This is a genomic window from Silvibacterium acidisoli, assembly GCA_022870745.1.
Taxonomy (GTDB): domain Bacteria; phylum Acidobacteriota; class Terriglobia; order Terriglobales; family Acidobacteriaceae; genus Silvibacterium.
The window spans coordinates 5,001,784-5,020,106 of sequence record CP085323.1 but is presented as its reverse complement, the minus strand read 5'-3'; the positions used below and the strand labels follow the sequence as shown (position 1 = coordinate 5,020,106).

Annotated in this window: 12 protein-coding genes and 1 pseudogene; 6 read left to right on the top strand and 7 right to left on the bottom strand. The window is 55.3% G+C overall.

Annotation, left to right across the window (positions count from 1 at the left end):
• Positions 1-7: 7 nt before the first annotated feature.
• The 4 genes and pseudogenes from LJD29_RS20475 to LJD29_RS20460 all read left to right on the top strand — a co-directional run bounded on the left by LJD29_RS20475 (position 8) and on the right by LJD29_RS20460 (position 3,721).
• Positions 8-2,074 (top strand): type VI secretion system Vgr family protein, encoded by a 2,067-nt coding sequence (locus tag LJD29_RS20475; RefSeq protein ID WP_446743433.1) that lies wholly within the window; start codon positions 8-10, stop codon positions 2,072-2,074.
• Between the two features lie 172 nt (positions 2,075-2,246).
• The gene (locus LJD29_RS20470; protein WP_446743432.1) at positions 2,247-2,807 is read left to right on the top strand and encodes an RNA polymerase sigma factor; all 561 of its coding nucleotides are present in this window, start codon (positions 2,247-2,249) and stop codon (positions 2,805-2,807) included.
• A pseudogene (locus LJD29_RS20465) lies at positions 2,804-2,905 on the top strand (anti-sigma factor family protein); the annotation flags it as partial. The gene LJD29_RS20470 and the pseudogene LJD29_RS20465, both read left to right, overlap by 4 nt.
• 69 nt (positions 2,906-2,974) lie before the next feature.
• On the top strand, positions 2,975-3,721 hold the full coding sequence (locus LJD29_RS20460) for a hypothetical protein (protein ID WP_446745919.1): 747 nt from the start codon (positions 2,975-2,977) through the stop codon (positions 3,719-3,721).
• A 45-nt stretch (positions 3,722-3,766) separates the two neighbouring features.
• Here LJD29_RS20460 and LJD29_RS20455 read toward each other — a convergent pair whose 3' ends face one another.
• The 3 genes from LJD29_RS20455 to LJD29_RS20445 form a co-directional block, all read right to left on the bottom strand.
• On the bottom strand, positions 3,767-5,209 hold the full coding sequence (locus LJD29_RS20455) for a hypothetical protein (protein WP_446743431.1): 1,443 nt from the start codon (positions 5,207-5,209) through the stop codon (positions 3,767-3,769).
• Between the two features lie 129 nt (positions 5,210-5,338).
• A complete protein-coding gene (locus LJD29_RS20450) occupies positions 5,339-5,782 on the bottom strand; it encodes an RNA polymerase sigma factor (RefSeq protein WP_446743430.1) in 444 nt (147 codons plus the stop codon).
• Between the two features lie 387 nt (positions 5,783-6,169).
• Positions 6,170-7,192, bottom strand: a complete 1,023-nt coding sequence (locus LJD29_RS20445) for a glycoside hydrolase family 5 protein (protein WP_446743429.1) — start codon at positions 7,190-7,192, stop codon at positions 6,170-6,172.
• 470 nt (positions 7,193-7,662) lie between these two features.
• Here LJD29_RS20445 and LJD29_RS20440 point away from each other — a divergent pair, with 470 nt between their 5' ends.
• Entirely contained in the window at positions 7,663-8,088 is a 426-nt protein-coding gene (locus tag LJD29_RS20440; protein ID WP_446743428.1) for a cupin domain-containing protein, read from the top strand.
• Between the two features lie 115 nt (positions 8,089-8,203).
• Here the strand turns inward: LJD29_RS20440 and LJD29_RS20435 are convergent, their stop codons facing one another.
• The 3 genes from LJD29_RS20435 to LJD29_RS20425 form a co-directional block, all read right to left on the bottom strand.
• A complete protein-coding gene (locus LJD29_RS20435) occupies positions 8,204-9,043 on the bottom strand; it encodes a hypothetical protein (RefSeq protein ID WP_446743427.1) in 840 nt (279 codons plus the stop codon).
• Positions 9,044-9,279: 236 nt separating this feature from the next.
• Positions 9,280-11,652: a glycoside hydrolase family 31 protein gene (locus tag LJD29_RS20430; protein WP_446743426.1), complete on the bottom strand. Its 2,373-nt coding sequence runs from the start codon at positions 11,650-11,652 to the stop codon at positions 9,280-9,282.
• A gap of 85 nt (positions 11,653-11,737) precedes the next feature.
• Entirely contained in the window at positions 11,738-15,292 is a 3,555-nt protein-coding gene (locus tag LJD29_RS20425; RefSeq protein ID WP_446743425.1) for a carboxypeptidase-like regulatory domain-containing protein, read from the bottom strand.
• A gap of 201 nt (positions 15,293-15,493) precedes the next feature.
• Between LJD29_RS20425 and LJD29_RS20420 the strand changes: the two genes are divergently transcribed.
• Entirely contained in the window at positions 15,494-16,837 is a 1,344-nt protein-coding gene (locus tag LJD29_RS20420) for a hypothetical protein (protein ID WP_446743424.1), read from the top strand.
• A 132-nt stretch (positions 16,838-16,969) separates the two neighbouring features.
• Here the strand turns inward: LJD29_RS20420 and LJD29_RS20415 are convergent, their stop codons facing one another.
• Positions 16,970-18,187 carry a condensation domain-containing protein gene (locus LJD29_RS20415; protein ID WP_446743423.1) on the bottom strand — a complete coding sequence of 406 codons (1,218 nt, stop codon included), beginning with the start codon at positions 18,185-18,187 and terminating at the stop codon, positions 16,970-16,972.
• Positions 18,188-18,323: the final 136 nt, after the last annotated feature.

Genomic DNA, 18,323 nt, shown 5'->3' with positions numbered 1-18,323 from the left:
GAAGGGAATGAGCGGATACACACAGAATAATCGCATTCTCTCGTTTCAGAGTCCGCTCGGCGGGAACACTCTGCTTGCGTTGGGCTTCAGTGGTGTCGAGGCCATGTCGGAGATCTTCCAGTTCGACGTCGATGTGCTCAGTGAAGCGGGCACCTCGATATCGGCCTCATCGCTGCTCGGGAAACGTGTAACGACTGAGTTGCAAATCACCGATACGGGAGAGAAGCGCTGTTTCAATGGCATCGTCGCCAGTTTCGAAAGCACTGGCGGCGATGCCTGGTTTAACTCGTACCGGGTACGGATGGTCCCGATGCTCTGGCTGCTTAAACTGAACCAACAGACGCGAGTGTTCCAGGACATGACGGTGCTTGACATCGCACAAAAAGTGCTGGAGCCCTACAGCATCGTCCCAAAGCTGCTGACTCAGCAGACTTATCCAACGCTCGAATACTGTACCCAATATCGCGAATCAGATCTTCATTTCCTGGAGAGGATCCTTCAACAACAGGGTATTTTCTATTACTTCACCCACACCGCAACCGATCATCAGCTGGTGTTCTGTGACAACAGCCAGCTATCGAGCAGTTGTCCGGTTGTGAACGAGTTCGAGTTCTGGCTTGAGCAAGCCCGGCCGCTTAGTTTTTACCGCCCGCTGATTCATTCGTTCCAGTCGCGATCGACTCTGATATCCGGCGAGCACACGCTTTGGGATTATCGCTTCATACCTTATGCGCTTTCTCATGCAGCTCCGTCGACATCGCGGTCAAGCGTAAAAAACGGAAAAAACTCGCATGAGCTCTATGACCTTGCGGATTCAGCCTCGTCATTTTTCAAGACTGAATCGGCAGATGCGAAGATTCCCGTCATGCAAACCCTGCTTCAAAACGTACAGCGGGACACTGTCGATGCTGCTTCGGTTATCTGCGAGGGTGAGTCCACCGCTAGTACGATGCAGCCAGGTTTTACGTTCAAACTCAGTAAGTATCCCCAGCAGGATCAGAACACCAAATACCTGGTCACGAGAGTGCTCCACCGGATCCAGCAGAGGCCGGGATACCGCAGCGAAGTGGAGGCACCAGAGGGAGAAGCTTACTGGAACAGTTTCGAAGCCAGGCCCTTCGATCAAATCTATCGGACAGCGCGAACCCTCGAGAAGCCACGTGTTCAGGGTGTCGTCACCGGCAAGGTAGTCACCTTTCCAGGGCAGGACCTGTACCTCGATCGCTTTGGGCGTGTCTGTGTGCAGTTCTGGTGGAATCGCAATGCTCCTAAATCGCCCGACAAGACACTTCTGCGTGTAGCTCAACAGTGGGCAGGCAAGGGGTGGGGAACGTACTTCTGGCCGAGGGTTGGAGACGAAGTCCTGATCGACTTCATCGACGGAGATCCCGATGCGCCGATTGTAGTTGGATCGGTCTACAACGGCGAGAATCTGCCGAAGTACGATCCGGAGACCTATGCAACCCGCTCCGGCATACTTACGCGCTCATCCAACAAGGGTGGCGACTCCGAGGCAAACGAACTCCGCTTCGAAGACAAGAAGGGCTCTGAACAGATATTCGTCAAGGCGGAGCGCGATATGGACCACCGCGTTGTCCACGACCATCGCCGTTACGTAGGAAACGATGACAGTACCATTGTCAGTGGAAGCCGTAAAGCTCGCGTCCAGGGCGAAGATCTCCAGGTGCAGGGCGATCGCCGTGAGAGTGTGTTGGGAAGCTCCGATCTGAGTGTAGGCCTTGGGCAAACTACGAAGGCTGGTACTTATGGTCTTCAGGTTGGTACAGAATGCGCGGTGCAGGTGGGCGCAAATTATGCGCTGCAGGCGAATGCCATGTGTTATATGCAGGGCATAGCTGGCATGATTCTCGAGAGCGATACGATGATATGCCTTAAGGTCGGGGAGACTTCGCTTATCGTGTCTCCCGCGGGGGTAGTTGTGAATGGCGCTTTTATTCCAATCCCTGGAGGAGAGAGTGGAGCAATTCCTCAAATACCTGTTATCGTGCCACCGCCGGCTGCTCCGTCAGCTCCTGATGAAGCCGATGATGGTACCAAAGGGGGAAAACTTTAAGATTTGTGTGATGACGACACAGCTTCATAATGTGACCAATGGTATCGTAACGGTTATGAAAGGTTTGCCATTCTGTTTCTTGTTGGACGAGGTAAGGTACGACCTATAAATTTCGCCACTTCGCACGTACAAGCTGTGGCAATTCCAAGCCGATGATAGGAAAATAGGAGGGATGCTCTCCCCCCTGACGAAGCCCTCAGAGACAGAACTTTTTGGAATTGCATTTCTTGACAGCTTATACCGTTACGCGCTGGTGTTGACTCGTCGGCATACAGAGGCTGAGGACCTGGTACAGGAAACGTATGTTCGAGCGATTGAAGCCTATGGGCGTCTTCGCGAGGACAGCAATATCAAGGCGTGGCTATTCACGATTCTGAGAAACCAGTGGTTTAACGAACTGCGCCGGCGGCGTTCCGCACCGCAGTTTGCAGAAGCGGACGGAGAGCATTCCGTAGTAGATGCTTTACCCAGCAACGCATCGGGCGCTCAGGAGATGATGGAGAGCCATGAAAATGCGCTGATGGTGCGCGAGGCACTCAGTAAACTTCCGCCTGAATTTCAGGAAGTGTTGATCCTGCGCGAGTTTGAAGAATTGTCCTATCAGGAGATTGCTTCAGTGTTGAACTGCCCTGCAGGTACCGTAATGTCACGACTTGGACGAGCTCGGAGCAAACTGCGGGCCGCACTCGTCGAATTTGGAGATGCGGCTTTTTCGGAGAGGAAGAAGGCGTGAGCCCCTGCGACGAAATAAGACCAAAATTACAACTACTCGTTGATGGCGAACTGGATACTGAAGAGCAGGAAGTCGTACTTGCTCATTTAGAAACCTGTTCCGCATGTCAGCAGCACCTCGAAGACCTGGAGTATCTCTCCTCGCAAATCCGGGCTGCACGCCCACTCATGCATGCTCCAGAGTCACTGCGCAGGCGCGTGGAAGAAAGCCTGATTCAGGCGAAGCCCAGCGAAAAGTCATCTGACGGATTTGGTGTACACGAAGGCGGCCGTAAGGGAAGTGTAAATATTCGCTGGATTGGCGTAGCGGCGGTCTTCCTTGCGGTCGTAGCATCTTCGGTGCTCGTTCTAGCGGAACGCAGTCGTGGCGCTTCGCGGATGCGCGCCTCAGCGGTGCGTGCAGAACAGGATCTCGAGCAGGGGCGGCTGCCGCTCGATATCAACTCGAGCTCGGCGCAAGAGGTCTCGGCATGGTTGGGCAGTCGCCTATCCTTCCCCTTTCACATGGCCAATTCTGGCATTGCTTCTGATGACAGAGCGAACTACAAGCTGGTGGGAGGTCGCGTGGTGAGTGTGAATGGCGAACGCGCTGCGCTACTCTCGTTTCGTCTGCCAGATGAGCAGGTAAGTATGCTGGTCGGACCGGGAAATCTGCCGATCGACACTTGGGGAAAAGTGATTCACTCCGGCAATGTCACGCTGCATCCTCGCGAACAGGACGGCATGCATATCGTTTCCTGGAGAAATCGCGGCCTCAGCTATGTGCTGGTATCGCGTTCGTCGATGAAAAATGTTTCGGGGTGTGGGCGTTGTCATCAGAATCGACCCTCTGCTGTAGAGGCGGAGCGAGAGCGAAAGCTCTACCCCAGGTTTCTGGCTACGATCAGCATGCCTGGCCTGCAGCTGAAACCTTAAGCTTGAGTGAGGCAGGCATATCTGCCTGCCCTCTCATCTCCGCCGTCACGAAGTCGATCCGCTGGCGTCGCCCGCTCTCTGTCCGGAGTTGTCATTCGTGACCTGCGCGATCGGAGCAGGCGTATTTCTTATCCAGTTCAGAATTGAAGTCCATTCTGTTGGCTGAAGACCGAAGCCGTCCGCCATACTTTTCCCGCGAACCTCATTCAACATCTGTATCCGCGGATGGTTTTGATTGCTTCTGATATAGCGATCAAAGTCACCTTGCGACTGCATGGACTCGGCAGGTGGCGTCAGTACCTGGTTAGTCGGATTTGGCCGCGCGTTCATTACCATGCCGTTCAAGTGCTGCGTGTTGCTGCGAATGTGTCGCAAGGCATCGTCCTTGGCAAACTGACCGTCTTTTTCCTTCCAGTAGATCTGTTGTTTAATACCGGGTGGTCGTTGGACTTTTTGCCGCTCGAAGCCCGGCACCTTGCCGATCCACTTCTCCATGCGCTGCGCCTGCGAATTCCATTCTTCTTCAAGGTAAAGCGTGCGAATCCCTACCAGCGCCGGCACCTCGATCATCCCACTTCGCATGCCTATTATGGAAACGCCCCCGTGTCTCATTGCCAGGTAGCACCATAAGCCCAGCTGCGCCCGTCTGCCATCGATGAGAATGGGATCGTTTTCGTCGCCAGTTGCAGTTTTCGTAAAGAGATCTTTCCAGTCTGGTTCCTCCCAGAACCCACTGAGATCGGGTTCTGTCTTCAGCCCGATCCGATCGCCGACGGCCACGGGGATGACATCTACAGGAACCTCATGAGGAGAAGTGCGCCCATAGCCGGCTAACTTATCAATAAGCATCTTCCACGTGCCGATCGAGGTGAAGTGGTGGGCCTTTTCTGCGCGCCGGTCGCCTTCTTTCGCGAACAGGAATACATATCGTTTGTTGAAGTGTAGTTTTTTCTTCTCAACCAACCATTGTCCGACCCTGTCCTCGAGCCCTGGAAGATCTCGATGAGCGCCGTCAAGCCTCCAGTAACTTTGGAGCTGAGCCCGTGCTTTTTCGGCACCGATGCCGCCGACTCTAGGTTTAGTTGAAAATTTATCGGCAATAACCTGCGTGCCAAAGGTGGCGCTCTTCAGCTTCACATCCTGCGCGACCGCTCGGCCCAGCCACTGCGGCCGCGGGTTTCTGCCGCTGTTATATATGTGATTGGTGATTTGCTTGTACGCATCTCGAAGGACTGCCTCACCATCAGGGGAGTGTGCCCTGTTATTAGAGAGATTGGCGGGAACATCCAATACCTCTACGCGGGACTGGGAAGTGATAGATACGTAAAAGCGCCGCATTTCATCGCCCAATTCGGGAGAGCCCGGCGGCGTCATGACCAGAACACCAAGATCTTTCTTGACTTGCAATGCAGATGCGATTGTATTGCGATCGCCGCTCATATAGTAGGGCTGCACCAGGATTTCATTGACAGCTGGCTTTTTCAGCATGGGATACCTCACCTTGATCGTTCGCTGCAGAGAGAACGAAAACGTCGCGGCATTTATTCCCGCTGTCGAAGCCAATTCCCGTCGTCGTCGCCATTCGAAGAGATAATGCTGCCGCTGGCGCCGCAAATGCTACCTGGCCCGGTCGAAGTCCTTTGCGAGCAGCATTTTCAATTGCCTGCGGGCGTTTCCCAGGCAGAAGACGACTCTAGTGACTGAGCAATTCAATACGATGGCAATATCCTGGTAAGAAAGCCTTGCTGACTCGCGCAGAAAGAGAATCTCGTTCAGGCCGGAAGGCAAAGTAAGCAATGCCTGCGACAGAGTCGCTGTTTGACTCCTGCTGTCAGCTGTGTTCACTTGGAGTTCTTCTACAGCGGATTGAAAGCACTGCACACGCGTTCGCTCCTGCCACTTATTCCGCAACATCCTCAGGAGCCAACATTTGATGCCCGCGGTATTCGGTGCTTCGGCTTCCAGCACACTGGAATAGGTAGCCTCGACCAGCTCCTCGGCAAAGTCACTGCGGCTGGCGAGTTGATATGCGTAAGAGTAAAGAAAATCGATATATTGCATGCCTATGGGTGCTGGCTGCCGAGTCCTGGAGGCGTTCCCATTCCTGGGATCCCGGGTCGGGAAATGCGGCGATGCGGTGTTTACATTCGTTATCTCCATCCGAGGGTCATCGCTCCGATTGAGGTCATTCTCTGGGTCAGAACCTGCTTCTATCAGTGCCCTTCTTTAATCTACAAATCCGTGGTCGATCGAACGCCGCAAAAGCGGACAAGAATGCAACCGAGCGGGACAGAATCAGAAGAGATGAATAAGTCAGGCCCGGTAGGCTTAATTACCGCTGATCACGCAGGGTTGCGGCACACAGGGTAGGGCCCGGCGAGGAAAGAGGGAGCTTCTCAAGACGACAAAGAAGATGCTCCCTCATTACTCATCCGGTCGTTGTCTCTTTTACTGAGGCAGCGGCGGAATCGTTCCGTGGAGATACCAGCTTTCTATCATCTTGCCTGGGCCGTAACCTGGAAAGCCGTTGTTCAGCGTGCAGGTTTCTCCCTTGGCATTGTAGAAACTGGAGAACTGGTTGTGCGGGAAGCCATGGGTCATGTTATTGAACCCTCCTGGTGCAAAGTCCCAGATGCCGACTTCCAATCCGATGCCTCGACTGCGTAGATACTTTAGAAACGAAGCGACTGAGCGCGGTGTCTTCGCGTCACAGTAAAACCCAATGCCCCATTCGCTGATGATCACCGGATGTGTTCTGGCAAAGTGTCCAAATTTCTCTTCCCAGGCCTGCTCGGTTTGATTGAAATCTGCTCTGTTACCGCTCACATAGGGATGAGCGGCATACAGGACCTGGTGCATTGGATCGACAAGATCAGGAGCTCCCTCCAGTTGCTGCGCGTTGACCAGTCCATCTGCTACGACCACGTTCACTGACCCGTGGTTCCGCACGAAGCGGATGGTCTCGTTCATTGCGTCTGCCCAGCGTTGCCACTGCTGGGATGTTGGTTGCTGGTTGATGTCTGGGTGCGGATCCTTGGGTATATCGTTTGGTTCGTTGTAAAGCTCAAATAACACGCCACGATCTTTTCCAAACTCCGGAGTCAACTCAGACCACACCCGCCGCGTGTTTTCGTTTGGAAGAGGAGCCTGGGCAGGAACTCCTGTCTGGATCTCGTCCTGTATGCAGACAATCACTGTCAAGCCGGCGTCGCGAGCCTGGTGAATGGCGCGGATGGCTTTTTGCAGCCACTCCGCATCGAAGTGTTTCTTGTTATCCGGATTCGCTCCATCCTGGGCAATCTGAAGTCGTACCGAGTCGGCCCCTTCAGCTTTCATCTCCGCATATTCCCACGCACCTTGTCCCTCATACGCCTGTCTCCAGAACGGTGGCTGTGAAGCAAAGGCGGTTGGAGGAATCTCGAATGGAACCTGGTAAAAGCCTTGGGGGATCCATGGCTTTCCGTCCCGCATCAGATGGCCATCTCTGATAGAAGCCAGACCACTATTTTCACGCGGTCCGCCTTGCGCCACGAGTGACGCGGATGTGAGCTCAAGGCATGAAGCAATCGCCACGATGCATAGCACTAGTTTTTTCAAGGCTTATCCTCTCATCTCAACAAACTGCTCACCGGTGCGCCAGTTTGCGCTTCTCCGTGCGAACGATGGACCGCAGGATAAATAGGCAGTTTGCAGTTCCTCAGTTTGGATGAGAGTTGTCGCGCATAGTTGCGTGAACGCTACTGGTGCGGCTGCCAATTGCACCAAGGTTTCTGCCAAGTTCAGCTGCCAGGCTTTCCTGATGCGTCATCAGTTCAACCTCGAGTGCATCGAACCTAGCAAGCATAGGCTTGCCTGTGAGGCAACACTCAGAGATTGCAAAACACGTAGATGCCCGCGTCCAGGCAAAACACATCGATCGCATTACGAGAGGAGAACACACTTTGACAGCCCCGGAAATTATCAAGATCCTAGGTGGTCTTTCTATCGAGATTGTGGTCTCGAGCCGTTCGTCCAATTACACCTGCTGCGTCTTCATCGAGACGACGCCACCGGGCGGCGGACCGCCCCCACATAAGCACCTTAAGGAAGAAGAGATCTTTACCGTCCTGGAGGGAAGCTATGAGTTTTATGGAGACGGAGCGTGGACTCCGATGACAGTCGGCATGCCGGTTCTTTCAAAGCGAGACACGTTCCACGCCTTTCGCAACGTGGGCGCGACTGACGGGAGAATGATGCTGACAACGAACGGTGGCGGGATTGACGACTATTTTCGCGCAATCTCAGGCCTTCAACTTCCGCGCGACATCGAGAAGTTGACCGAAATCAGTGATCATTACGGTTACTTATATCTGCCACCTCAGAAGTAGCGATCAAATTCCGTTGGCCGGTAGTGTTCCAGTGATAAAAGTCTGTAGAAGAGACAGAAGAGTAGGCGACGGCGCGTAGTTGGGTGCGCCGTCTTTTCTCCGAGCAGGAGTTCTACTAATTGGCCGTTTGCTGTTGATGAGCGCTGAAGTCTTCTTCGATTTTCGGGCGCCGGACCACGGTCAGCCCCTGTTGGTTAAGCAGGAACGTTGTACCCGTGCTGTCGTTGACCACCTGCTGCACAACCATGGGCACTGTCATTACATGTTCCGGGCCAGACCCGGCTGTTGTGTCGATGACATTGAAATCCTTCGGTGCACGCGGCGTCGAGTCCGTTGCAGGCTCATTGGCCGGAGTTTTTTCTGTCACAAGGGCTTGCTTGGAGTCATTGAGCGTAGCAGCGTCCTGCAACTCGACGTCATCTTTGCTGAAGACGAGGAGGGCCGCCTTCTTGCCATTCCGAATCCGAATCAACTCCGACTTTTCCCCGAGTGGGCGAACGAAATCATAGGTTCCTTGCATGGGCAGATTCTTCGTGCTTTTCACGCTGATTTTGGCGGGGTCAGTGACGTCGTAGATCGTCAGCTGCGAGCCATTGGCCTGCTCCTCGTAAAGATAGAAGGTGCCATCGGAGTTAGCTCGCAAGAGCAGGGCGTCTCCTGAAGCTCGCGCTGCCTGGGGAAGGTCAGATGGCTCCATGACGATGATACTTTTATTCTTTGACGCGACCTCCGCATGACTCGCGAGTGCCGGTAGAACCGTGATAAAAGCTGCGTAGGCGATACTGCGAAAGTGATTCCCGATCATATTCGATCTCCTGGCATAACGATGGATTGGATCTGAGGCGACGATGCGACCAAACGGTCGGCCATGCTGTATCTGTGCCGCAAACTGAAGACTTCGATGCGAAGCATCCGTGCGCAAGCTGACGGTTCTAGAGACAGAAAAGTGACTCATTCGGACAATTGCCAACGATGGAGTTCAACCGAGGCTGATGCCGATCGCTTCGTTCTCATCGGGAGTCGCTAGCCGTCCGTGAGTCTCCTCAGCGAGTGCCTGAATCTTTTGGATAAATTCGGCCTGCGAAGATCCGTTATGTCGATCGTTGATGAGTTCTGTGGGGCCCTTCAAATATCGAAAACCATTTCACATTGCTAGCGAATAAGGGATGCGTGGATGTTTCAAGACGAAGCTCACTGCTTTAGCCGGACCTGCAAAGGGAGGTTCTGGTAAGTGGTGGCCATCCCTGTTGCCTGCGCTTCTCCTGTACCGTGCCCGGGACCGACCATCACGATCTGGAACTGCCTGCTGGCCTTGCGCCCGGGCCAATTTCCCTCGGCGTGGGAGAAGCTCAGAGTGCTGACCGCATCATCCCAGCGGATTGGGGTCCATGTGTATTGTCCCTGCTCGTACCGGTAAGTTGTTCCGTCATCGTCATAGAGCTTGAGACTGGCATCGGCACCAGGATAGACACGCAGTTCAATCGTGCCGTTCGTGTTTTCGCCGGTGTAGTCTTCCTCTGGTCCCAATGGAAGTATCGTTCCGGCGCGAACATACAGTGGCAAGACCCAGAGCGGAGCATCGCGCTGGATAGTCTGACCGCCGCTGAAGCGTTTCCCGGTCCAGAAGTCATACCAGTCCGTTCCCTTGGGGAGGTAAACGTATCGCGATGCCGCGCCCGCTTCGGTTACGGGTGCTACCAGCAAGGACGGTCCGAACATGAACTCGTCATTCACCGCAATGGCGCGTGGATCATTCGGGAAATCGAAGAGAAACGCACGCATGGGTGTATAGCCTTCGAAGGTGGTTCGGGCAGCAAGCGCATAAATATATGGCATCAACCGATAGCGAAGCCGGTCATATTCCGTGAGGATGGTCTGCGCCTCCGTGCCAAAGCTCCACAGTTCATTCTGACTGTTGCGCCGCGCCCCATGGGTTCGGAAGACTGGGCAGAAGGCACCATACTCAAACCAGCGAACGTAGAGCTCGCGGTACGCAGGGTCGTCGGTATTGCCACCGACAAAGCCTCCGATGTCTGTTGTCCAATAGGGCATGCCGGACAGGGAATAATTCAGTCCGGCGGGAATCTGACGGCGCAGCGTATCGAAGTCGGTCAATGTGTCACCTGACCACACTGCTGCAGCGTTGCGTTGCATGCCTGTGAATCCAGATCGCGTAAGGATGAAGGTCCGTTTGTCTTCCGGCTGCCTGCGCACGCCGCTATAGATCGCATCCGTCGTCATGAGCGGAAACATGTTGGCTACCTTCGAGCCAAAGCCCATCGCGGTTTGCGCTCCGGCAAGGATCGAACCATGTTCTTCCGCGTAAAGATCGGCAGGCTCGGTCGAGTCGAGCCAGAATGCGTCGACGCCAATGTCGTAGAGGGCGCTCTTTGCCTGCTGCCAGTAAAGATTGCGCGCCTCGGAGTTGAAGGCGTCATAAAGACGTGCGCCTGGCAGGTAAGCAGGTAGTTCATTCGCACCTGGCTTGATAAACAAATGTCTCGCGGCGAACGCGTCGTAGTTCGGATTGCCCGGCTGGAAGAGCGGCCAGATGGAAACCATCAGTTGCACGTGTTCGTCATGCAACTGCTTGATCGTGTCCGCCATGTTCGGATACTGCGAGGAAAAGGTACGTGAGCCAAAGCTCGTTTCCCATCCAGCGTCCAGCACGAGGTTGTCGAGCGGGATGTGCATCGCCCGGTATTTTGCCGCGACGGCCAGTAGCTCATCGCTGCTGGAATAAGCGAGCTTCGATTGCCAGAATCCATAGGCCCATTTAGGAAAGAGCGGGGCATTTCCGGTCAGGTTGCGGTATTCGCGGATGATGGTGTCGACGGCGGGGCCGGGAAGATAGTAGTAGTCAACGGCATCGGCTGCGTTCGAGCGGATGGCGAGCACCTGCCGAAAGCGATTGTCCCAATCCGTAACTGCGGCGCTGTTCCAGAGGACGCCGTAGCCGTTCGACGAGATGAAGAATGGGATGGCGATGTTGGTGTTGTCCTGGAGCAGCGTTAACTCGGTGTTGCGCTGATCGAGGAGTCCGGTCTGGTGCTGGCCAAGTCCGTAAAGCCGCTCGTCAGGATCGAGCGCGAACCATACTGCAGCTTCGTTGGTTGCGAAACCATCCGTGGTTGCAGGCCGAACTCTTCTAGGATATGGCCAGTCGGCTTCGGCAAGAAGGGTGCGGTTTTCCAGATCAAGGAATCGTACGGCCCCCGTATTCTTCTCCACTCTCACGCGAAGACCGCCCGAAGTCATAAGAAAGCCGGAGGACGATTCTTCGATCGAGAATGGTGCAGTAATGCAGGCCGAATCAGGGATGGCAAAGTTGCTCAGATTGGGGATTACTTTGCCGGGAACATAAGTGACACGGGCAATGCCGTTGGTGCAGGGAATGATGCGGAGAGTACCATTCGCAAGATCGAACCATTCGCCTGTTGCTTTCTTCTCAGCATGCAAAACAAAGTCAGGGTGTGCGGGTGCGGTTGCGGCGTGAAGGGAAAGGCAGAGTGCAGCGAGGCAAGGCAGGATGCGGCAGACTGCTCGCAGGAGTCTGTCAGTCATTCGATCTCCTTCATGTCAGAAATAGAACAGGAATACCCGATACGGAAGATGTTAGAAGACATCGTCCGCATCGGGACAAGAGTGGTTAGAAGGTGTATTTCAAAGCAAGTTCCACGAGGCGGTTACCCACCTTATGGGCGGGTGCGCCGGTCAGCAATGTGTTGGTATTTGTGTTGCTCAGGGTTTGCTCACCGGTCATGGGATTAGTCTGGATGAAGTTCAGACGTAGGTCGTTGGCGCTGCCATCTGCGTTGAATTCCGGCAGGGGATGATTGAGAAAGTTGAAGGCCGAGAAGCGGAACTGTACCTTGCGCGATTCGCCCGCGCTGAAGTTCTTGAAGAGTGAAAGATCGCTGTTGAAGTAGGCAGGAGCCGTGACGTCCGGCCAGATCACACTACCCTGCGTGCCTGGATTTGGCGGCGCAAAGCAGGCTACGTTGAAGCGCGCATTGCTATGGGCGCCGCTCCGTGGATCGCAGGTCAGCTGCGGCTGCATCTGCTCGGTATCAGTGCCGAGATAAGTGCGCACGCTTACCTGGCTTGGAAACGTTGCGTATAGGTTGCCGCCTGCATTCGGCTGAATGGGAACGCCGCTCTGGATCGATGTACCGCCCGAAAGCTCCCATCCATTGACTGCGCCCTTGGCAATAATGTTGCTGTGAATCGGGCTCGGCAGGTTGATGACGTATGACGCGTTGAAGATATTGGTGTGGTTGTAGGCCAGCGTGCCATAGTTGTTTTTCAGGTTGAAGAGATCGACGACCGATCCGTTGCCGGGGCCATTGTCCGACTCGCCATCGCGAATGCCCAGCGCTTTGCCAAAGGTGTAGTTCAGCAGAAACGTGACCGGCCCGGATTGCTTGGTCCATGCCACCTGCAGAGCGTTGTAGTTCGAGGAACTGCCATGCCGCACCAGGGTGATGTTCTGGTAGTTGCGATAGGGCTTGTAGTCATTCACGTTGATGTTGCCACTGGGGTCGGCCGGTGCTCCGGTTACTGGATCGGGCTGAAAGAGGCCGCCAAGCGGCACCATGTTGATATAAGCCGCGGCTCCGTCGATGAGCAGGTTCTGGCTCATGCTGCCAACGTAGGAGAGTTCGAAAACCGACCGCCAGGGCATGCCCTGCGAAACAGTGAGGTTGTAATCCTCGACCTGCGGATTCTGGTTATCTCCCTGTTGCAGTACGGAGATGCTGGTGCCGTTCTGGTTGAGTCCGGAGGGCATGAATTGCGAGATGCCGGCCAGCGAGGTGACGCCCACCTGGCTCTGGTATTGATAGACGCCCATTGCGCCTTCGGCAGCCCCCGCATTCGAATCGCCCAGTGGATAGCGATACACTGCGAAGCCGCCGCGCACGACCGTGGTTGCGTTGCCGTACACATCATAGGCAAAGGAGGCGCGCGGCTCGTAATACCAGGTTGAAGGATAGCCGGAGAGTGGTATCTTGCTGTCGATTCCATGCCACAACAGCCCGGTATTGGCGGGCGCATCGGCTGCGTTGCTGTAGGTGGCAGGGTTCCATACCTGCGTACCAGGATTGGGGAAGTACCACTGTCCGAGATGATCGAAGCGGATGCCATAGTTGAGCGTCAGCTTGCGTGATACCTTCCACGAATCCTGCGCATAGAAGGCGTAGTCGCGGTAGTAGCCGTTGTCGACGGAGTTGACGTTGGCCTGCGAGTACTGTTCGGAATGACCGATCAGGAAATCGGCAATGGGATTGCCAGTGCCGACGCTGCTGAAGTTGTCGAAGGCATACAGGCCCTGGTAAAAGATGTTGCCGCCGCCGCTGGATTGCTCGTTCCCGAACATCTCCCAGAAGCCGCCACCCTTGACCGTATGCTTTCCCCACACCTTGGTGAGGTTGTCGTAGATCGAAGCATTGCGCAGGATCTTGCCGAAGCCGCCACCGGACAAAGGACCATCGAAGGACGGTGCATAGAAACCGGGAAGCGCGCCGGTATAGCTCACGATGTTTGGAATCTGGTCGGTCTTCGCCCCGAAGATGCTGCCTCCGTTGTAGCCAAGTGCTGTGCGCGAGTAAGCCGCGGAGTTTTCCGGCTTGTTTACGTTCGCATAACGTACGTATGAGCCGACGGCTTCATTGGTAAATGTCGGCGAAAAGATATTCGTCAGATGCAGAATGCCAACGTTCGAAGTCGTCGGCGCGATGATGGTCGAAGGGTAAGGTAGCGAGGAACTGGGAGCGTACCACACGGTGAAAGAGTGAATGTCGCGTTCATTCTGCCGGATGTAGGTGCCAAACAGCTTCATCTTGTCGCTGATGTCGTAGTTGATCTTGGCGTTTGCCTCCCACCGGTTGGTCGGGTAGTTGTCGAGATAGGTATAGTTGTGGCCGCCGTGCGTTGCCGGATCCACAGTCGGTTCGGGGTAAAGCTTTAACATCGCCAAAGCGTTCGGATCGAAGAACGGAGCGACGTTTCCGTTGGGAATGGTCATCTTCGCATTGCATGAGGTCGGGCCACTGGCGCAGGGAACGACGTTGTCTCCGCCGGGCACGCTTGAGGGCAGGGTTGCCATGCTGGCCGCGCTGAAGTCGCCCGCTCGCATGGCATCGGTGGGAACGAAGTATTCATAGAGTGTTCCGGCGGGCTTCTGCCACATGTATTCGTAAGCGCCGAAGAAGAAAAGCTTCCTGCGGCCGCGATTGAAACTGGTGTGGGGAATCAGGACAGGTCCGCCGAGATTGCCCCCGAGGTAGTAGTAGGTATCGTAGGGCTTGGCGATCTGCTCTTCCCGTAGCAATGCATTTTCCGCGTTCAGATTGGCGTTGCGAGTGTAGAGATACGCCTCACCGTGATAGTTTTCGCCACCGCTCTTGCCGTAGGCTTCGAAGACCACTGGTCCCTTGGCGAATTCGGCGCCATAGGAGGAGGTCATTACCTTCACCTCCGATGTCATGTCCTGGTTGACGTTGGCCACCTGCGTTCCCATGTTGCTGTCGAGAATATTTGCTCCATCGAGCATGAAGGCCATAGCCCCGTTCGGCTGCGAGCCATTCGCGGAGTAGGCTCCAACCGGCCCCGTGTTCGTTCCTGTCACCTGGTCGGTGAAGCTCGCGCCCTGGGCGAGTCCATTATTAATACCCATGCCCGGCAGGTACTTGATCAGCTCTCCGGCGTCGCGGCCCGTGATCGAGAGCTCGCTGACCATGTGATTGTTGAGAGCGGTGCTCATCGAGCCCGTATCCGTGGGCACGATTGCCTCCGCTTCTCCGGTTACCGTGACGACGCTTTGTGCCGAGCCGATCCTGAGGCGGATGCCGGGGACGACCCGGCTCTCGCCTTCGGTTAACACCAGGCCGGCGCTCACAAAGGTGCCGAAACCCTGTGCGGTGATGGTCGTGCGATAGCTGCCTGGCTCCAGCGCCGGCACGCTGAAATTGCCCGACCCATTGGATACTGTCCGCCGGACATCCCCCGAGCTTTCGTTCTGGATTGCGACCTTCGCCCCGGTAATGACAGCACCATTCTGGTCCGTGACCGTACCCGAAAGGGTTCCGGCCGTTTGTGCATGCGCCAGGGGGAGAACCAGGCAACAAAGAATCAGGAAAGAGAAGCCGTTCAGAAAAAGGGAATGAGATGCAGAGGTGAGCTGGCGTCTGGGGTTGAATCTCAATGGACTTCTCCTCCGTTCCGAGTCGACACCTGTCTTCGGCGCGTGTCTCCCCGGATCCGTACTTACCGAGAAGGAAGAGATTCCTGCGGCTACACGATCGTCAACGGTCAGTACAGTAGAGAGTCGCGGAGAAAAGGAGTATCTTGTTTCCTTGCAAATAGTTCGACAGGTACGTGCAGTACCTGTGTGCTGGGGTTAAGAGTGGCGGTTCAGGATCAGGGGCAGGGTCAAAGCGGGCAGATTCTTGAGCAAAACGAGGCAGAAGCGAGTTCTGTAGCTGCGCTGTCGCCGAACCGGGCAGCCGTCCGCAAAACCCTGCGCGAGATTCTCGGGAGTGCGCCTTTTCGGAGCAGCAGGCAATGCCAGGATCTGCTCCGTTATGTCGTCGAGCACAGCCTGAAGGGAAACGAGACGCTGCTGCGTGAGCGGGTCATCGGATCGGAGGTCTTTGGCCGCGCCCCGGATTACGACACGGCCAACGACCCGATCGTGCGATCGCGCATCGCCGAGGTAAGAAAACGGCTTGCCCAGTTCTACCAGAGTGAAGGACGTAACGCCGGAACTCTCATAGAGATTCCATCCGGAACCTATCGGGCGAAGTTCGAGTCGCTCACCCCGATCACTGCCGTAGTCGAGCAGCCATTACTCGCCGTCGAAGAGGCAGTTCCAACCGCGAGCTCTCTACCTGTCCTTGAGCCTCGCCGCGCGTTACGCGTCACTCCCTATCGTTTTTTCTGGGGACTGCTGGCGGCAATGCTCCTGCTTGTTGCAGGGACATATATATGGATGGCCATTCCATCGGCACAGGAACGTGCCTTCCATCTCTTCTGGGCGCCGGCTCTCAAAAGCCCGGTCCCGGTACTCGTCTACACCGGAACCAACGTCGTCTATCGTTTCTCGCCGGATTTTCTGGAGCGCTACCGGCACGACAACGGGCTTCCAAACCAGGGGCCTGAATTCGTTGTGCAGCTTCCGTCGATCAAGAGTATCGATCCTAAAGACCTGAGTGCATCCAGCAATACCTACGTATCTACCGGAGACGTGCTGGCCTCGAACTCCATAACCTCGATGCTGGCCCGCTACGGCAAGCCCTACCAGTTGCGTTTCGCAGGAGACATCTCGGCAGGCGACGTACACACCGGCCCGACGGTCCTCATTGGGGCCTTCAATAACGGGTGGACGCTGGGCATAACTCGCAATACTCCATTCACCTTTTTGAACGGCGATACGATTGCGGATCGCCAGGACAAGAGCCGCTTCTGGAAGGTTCGTACTGGCTCAGGAAGCTCAACGCTCGACGATTATGCCATCCTCTCCCGCCTGATTCTCCCGCAAAGCAACAGCATCATGCTGACGGCCGCAGGCATTGGGCAATACGGAACCCAGGCCGCCAGTGAAATCCTGGTCGACCGGAAAAAGATTGCCGACATTCTTCGTAACGCGCCGAAGAACTGGGCAGATGAAAACATGCAGGTAGTCATCCACGTGAAAGTCGTCGACGACGAGCCCGGTCAAACCGAGGTGGTTGCCACTCGTTTCTGGTAATGCCGTGTCTGTGAATTAAGGATTGTGCGATGGCAGCTGATTTCGCTGTCCGCCGGGCAGATCCGGAGAGGTAACGAAAGACTTTGCCGGGCAGACCACCTCGGTTTCGCCGGACTCCGAAACGGTCTGAGACTAAATGTTGGAGAGGATTGTCTCCACTGTTTGCAGCAAAAATGGAATCGGTTCATAGCTCGTCAGAAGCAAGCATAAGGAGCCATTCGTTGATGCCGCTCCGACAGTCTGAGCGGCATGAATTCCACTCAAAACGGCAGGCCCCCACAGAGACTCAAGCTTCAAGTGCCCGAACATCGAATCGAATGGTGTCCTTCCAAGATTGCTCAGTAGAAGATCCGTTGCAAACGCATTATTAAGCGTGTCGGCTGCTGAGGCTTTGGTAAGCCCGCCTGCGATCATGCATTGCATATAGTTCGTCACGCCTGTGAGAACTTCACGCGTTGAAGCTTCAATAATGCGTTGCCTGGCGGAACGTGCTATCTCCCAAAACGAGTGAGCGGTCTCAGGATCGAAAGATGCCTGAGGAGAAGTGAAATAGAGTCCGCACTCCTGCTGTGCGCCGAGCACGGGCCGGGTATTGACCGGCGAGATGATGCGAACCGGCTTTGTGAGGAACTCAGGCGCTTGCTGACGCATTGCAAGAACGAACGCAGCAGCAAGTACACCGTGAACGGTCGTGCCTTCCATCCGTGCACGAGTGGTCAGCTTCTGAGTCAGCTCTTGAGTGAGCTGCAGACTTAAGACCGATGGTTGCCCGGCATCGTTGATGGGCGCGTCGCTTAGATCTTCGATTATGACCTGAGTGGGAGGCTGCGGACTTATGTCAAGCAACTCCTCCTCGGAGCGAGGAAAACCGAGCGGCTCGAGGGAATGGCCGGCCATTGCCATTAAGAGGTCGCGAACGAGTAGCTGAATTGAAGTTCCGTCCGCGATGGAGTGACATGCCGCGAGAATGATAACCGAACGGTCAGGCTGATGAATGAGCACGGCACGCAGCAATGGTGCCTCGCCGGGAGCAAATGGAATTGCCAGCTCCCGCTCAATCTCCGCCTCCCATCTTGACACTGATTCACCTGCAACCACCCGGAGAGGAATCGGCGCCTGGGCATGATGCTTGAAGAAGGGCCGATACCCATCTGCAGCGTCGATGCTTACAGAGAGCAGAGGGTGCCGCTGCTGTAGGAGATCAAGTGCGACCCGCCAGTCCTCGGCAGTAGTCGAACCCACTACATGAGCGGCAAGCACTGCATGAATCGGGCTGTTCCAATTGAGCAGCCAATATATTTCTTCGTGCGCGGTGAGAGAGCGGAGCATGGCCGGTTGCGACTGCGTCATAGGTGCCCTTAAACGAATGTTAGTTAGAACAAATAGGTTGCAGGGTCAACCATTTGTTTCTCGTCCTAACGTACCTGAGAGCCGCAGGAGAATCTTTCAGAAAAGAAGCACGTTTTCATAAAGCGATCCGCCGGGG

Coding starts and splice junctions, on each gene's coding strand:
- LJD29_RS20445 (WP_446743429.1), bottom strand. CDS start 7,192: ATGCGGGACGGAAAGCCATGGATCCCCCAAGGCTTTTACCAGGTTCCA.
- LJD29_RS20450 (WP_446743430.1), bottom strand. CDS start 5,782: ATGCAATATATCGATTTTCTTTACTCTTACGCATATCAACTCGCCAGC.
- LJD29_RS20435 (WP_446743427.1), bottom strand. CDS start 9,043: ATGAGTCACTTTTCTGTCTCTAGAACCGTCAGCTTGCGCACGGATGCT.
- LJD29_RS20470 (WP_446743432.1), top strand. CDS start 2,247: ATGCTCTCCCCCCTGACGAAGCCCTCAGAGACAGAACTTTTTGGAATT.
- LJD29_RS20475 (WP_446743433.1), top strand. CDS start 8: ATGAGCGGATACACACAGAATAATCGCATTCTCTCGTTTCAGAGTCCG.
- LJD29_RS20455 (WP_446743431.1), bottom strand. CDS start 5,209: ATGCTGAAAAAGCCAGCTGTCAATGAAATCCTGGTGCAGCCCTACTAT.
- LJD29_RS20460 (WP_446745919.1), top strand. CDS start 2,975: ATGCATGCTCCAGAGTCACTGCGCAGGCGCGTGGAAGAAAGCCTGATT.
- LJD29_RS20430 (WP_446743426.1), bottom strand. CDS start 11,652: ATGACTGACAGACTCCTGCGAGCAGTCTGCCGCATCCTGCCTTGCCTC.
- LJD29_RS20415 (WP_446743423.1), bottom strand. CDS start 18,187: ATGACGCAGTCGCAACCGGCCATGCTCCGCTCTCTCACCGCGCACGAA.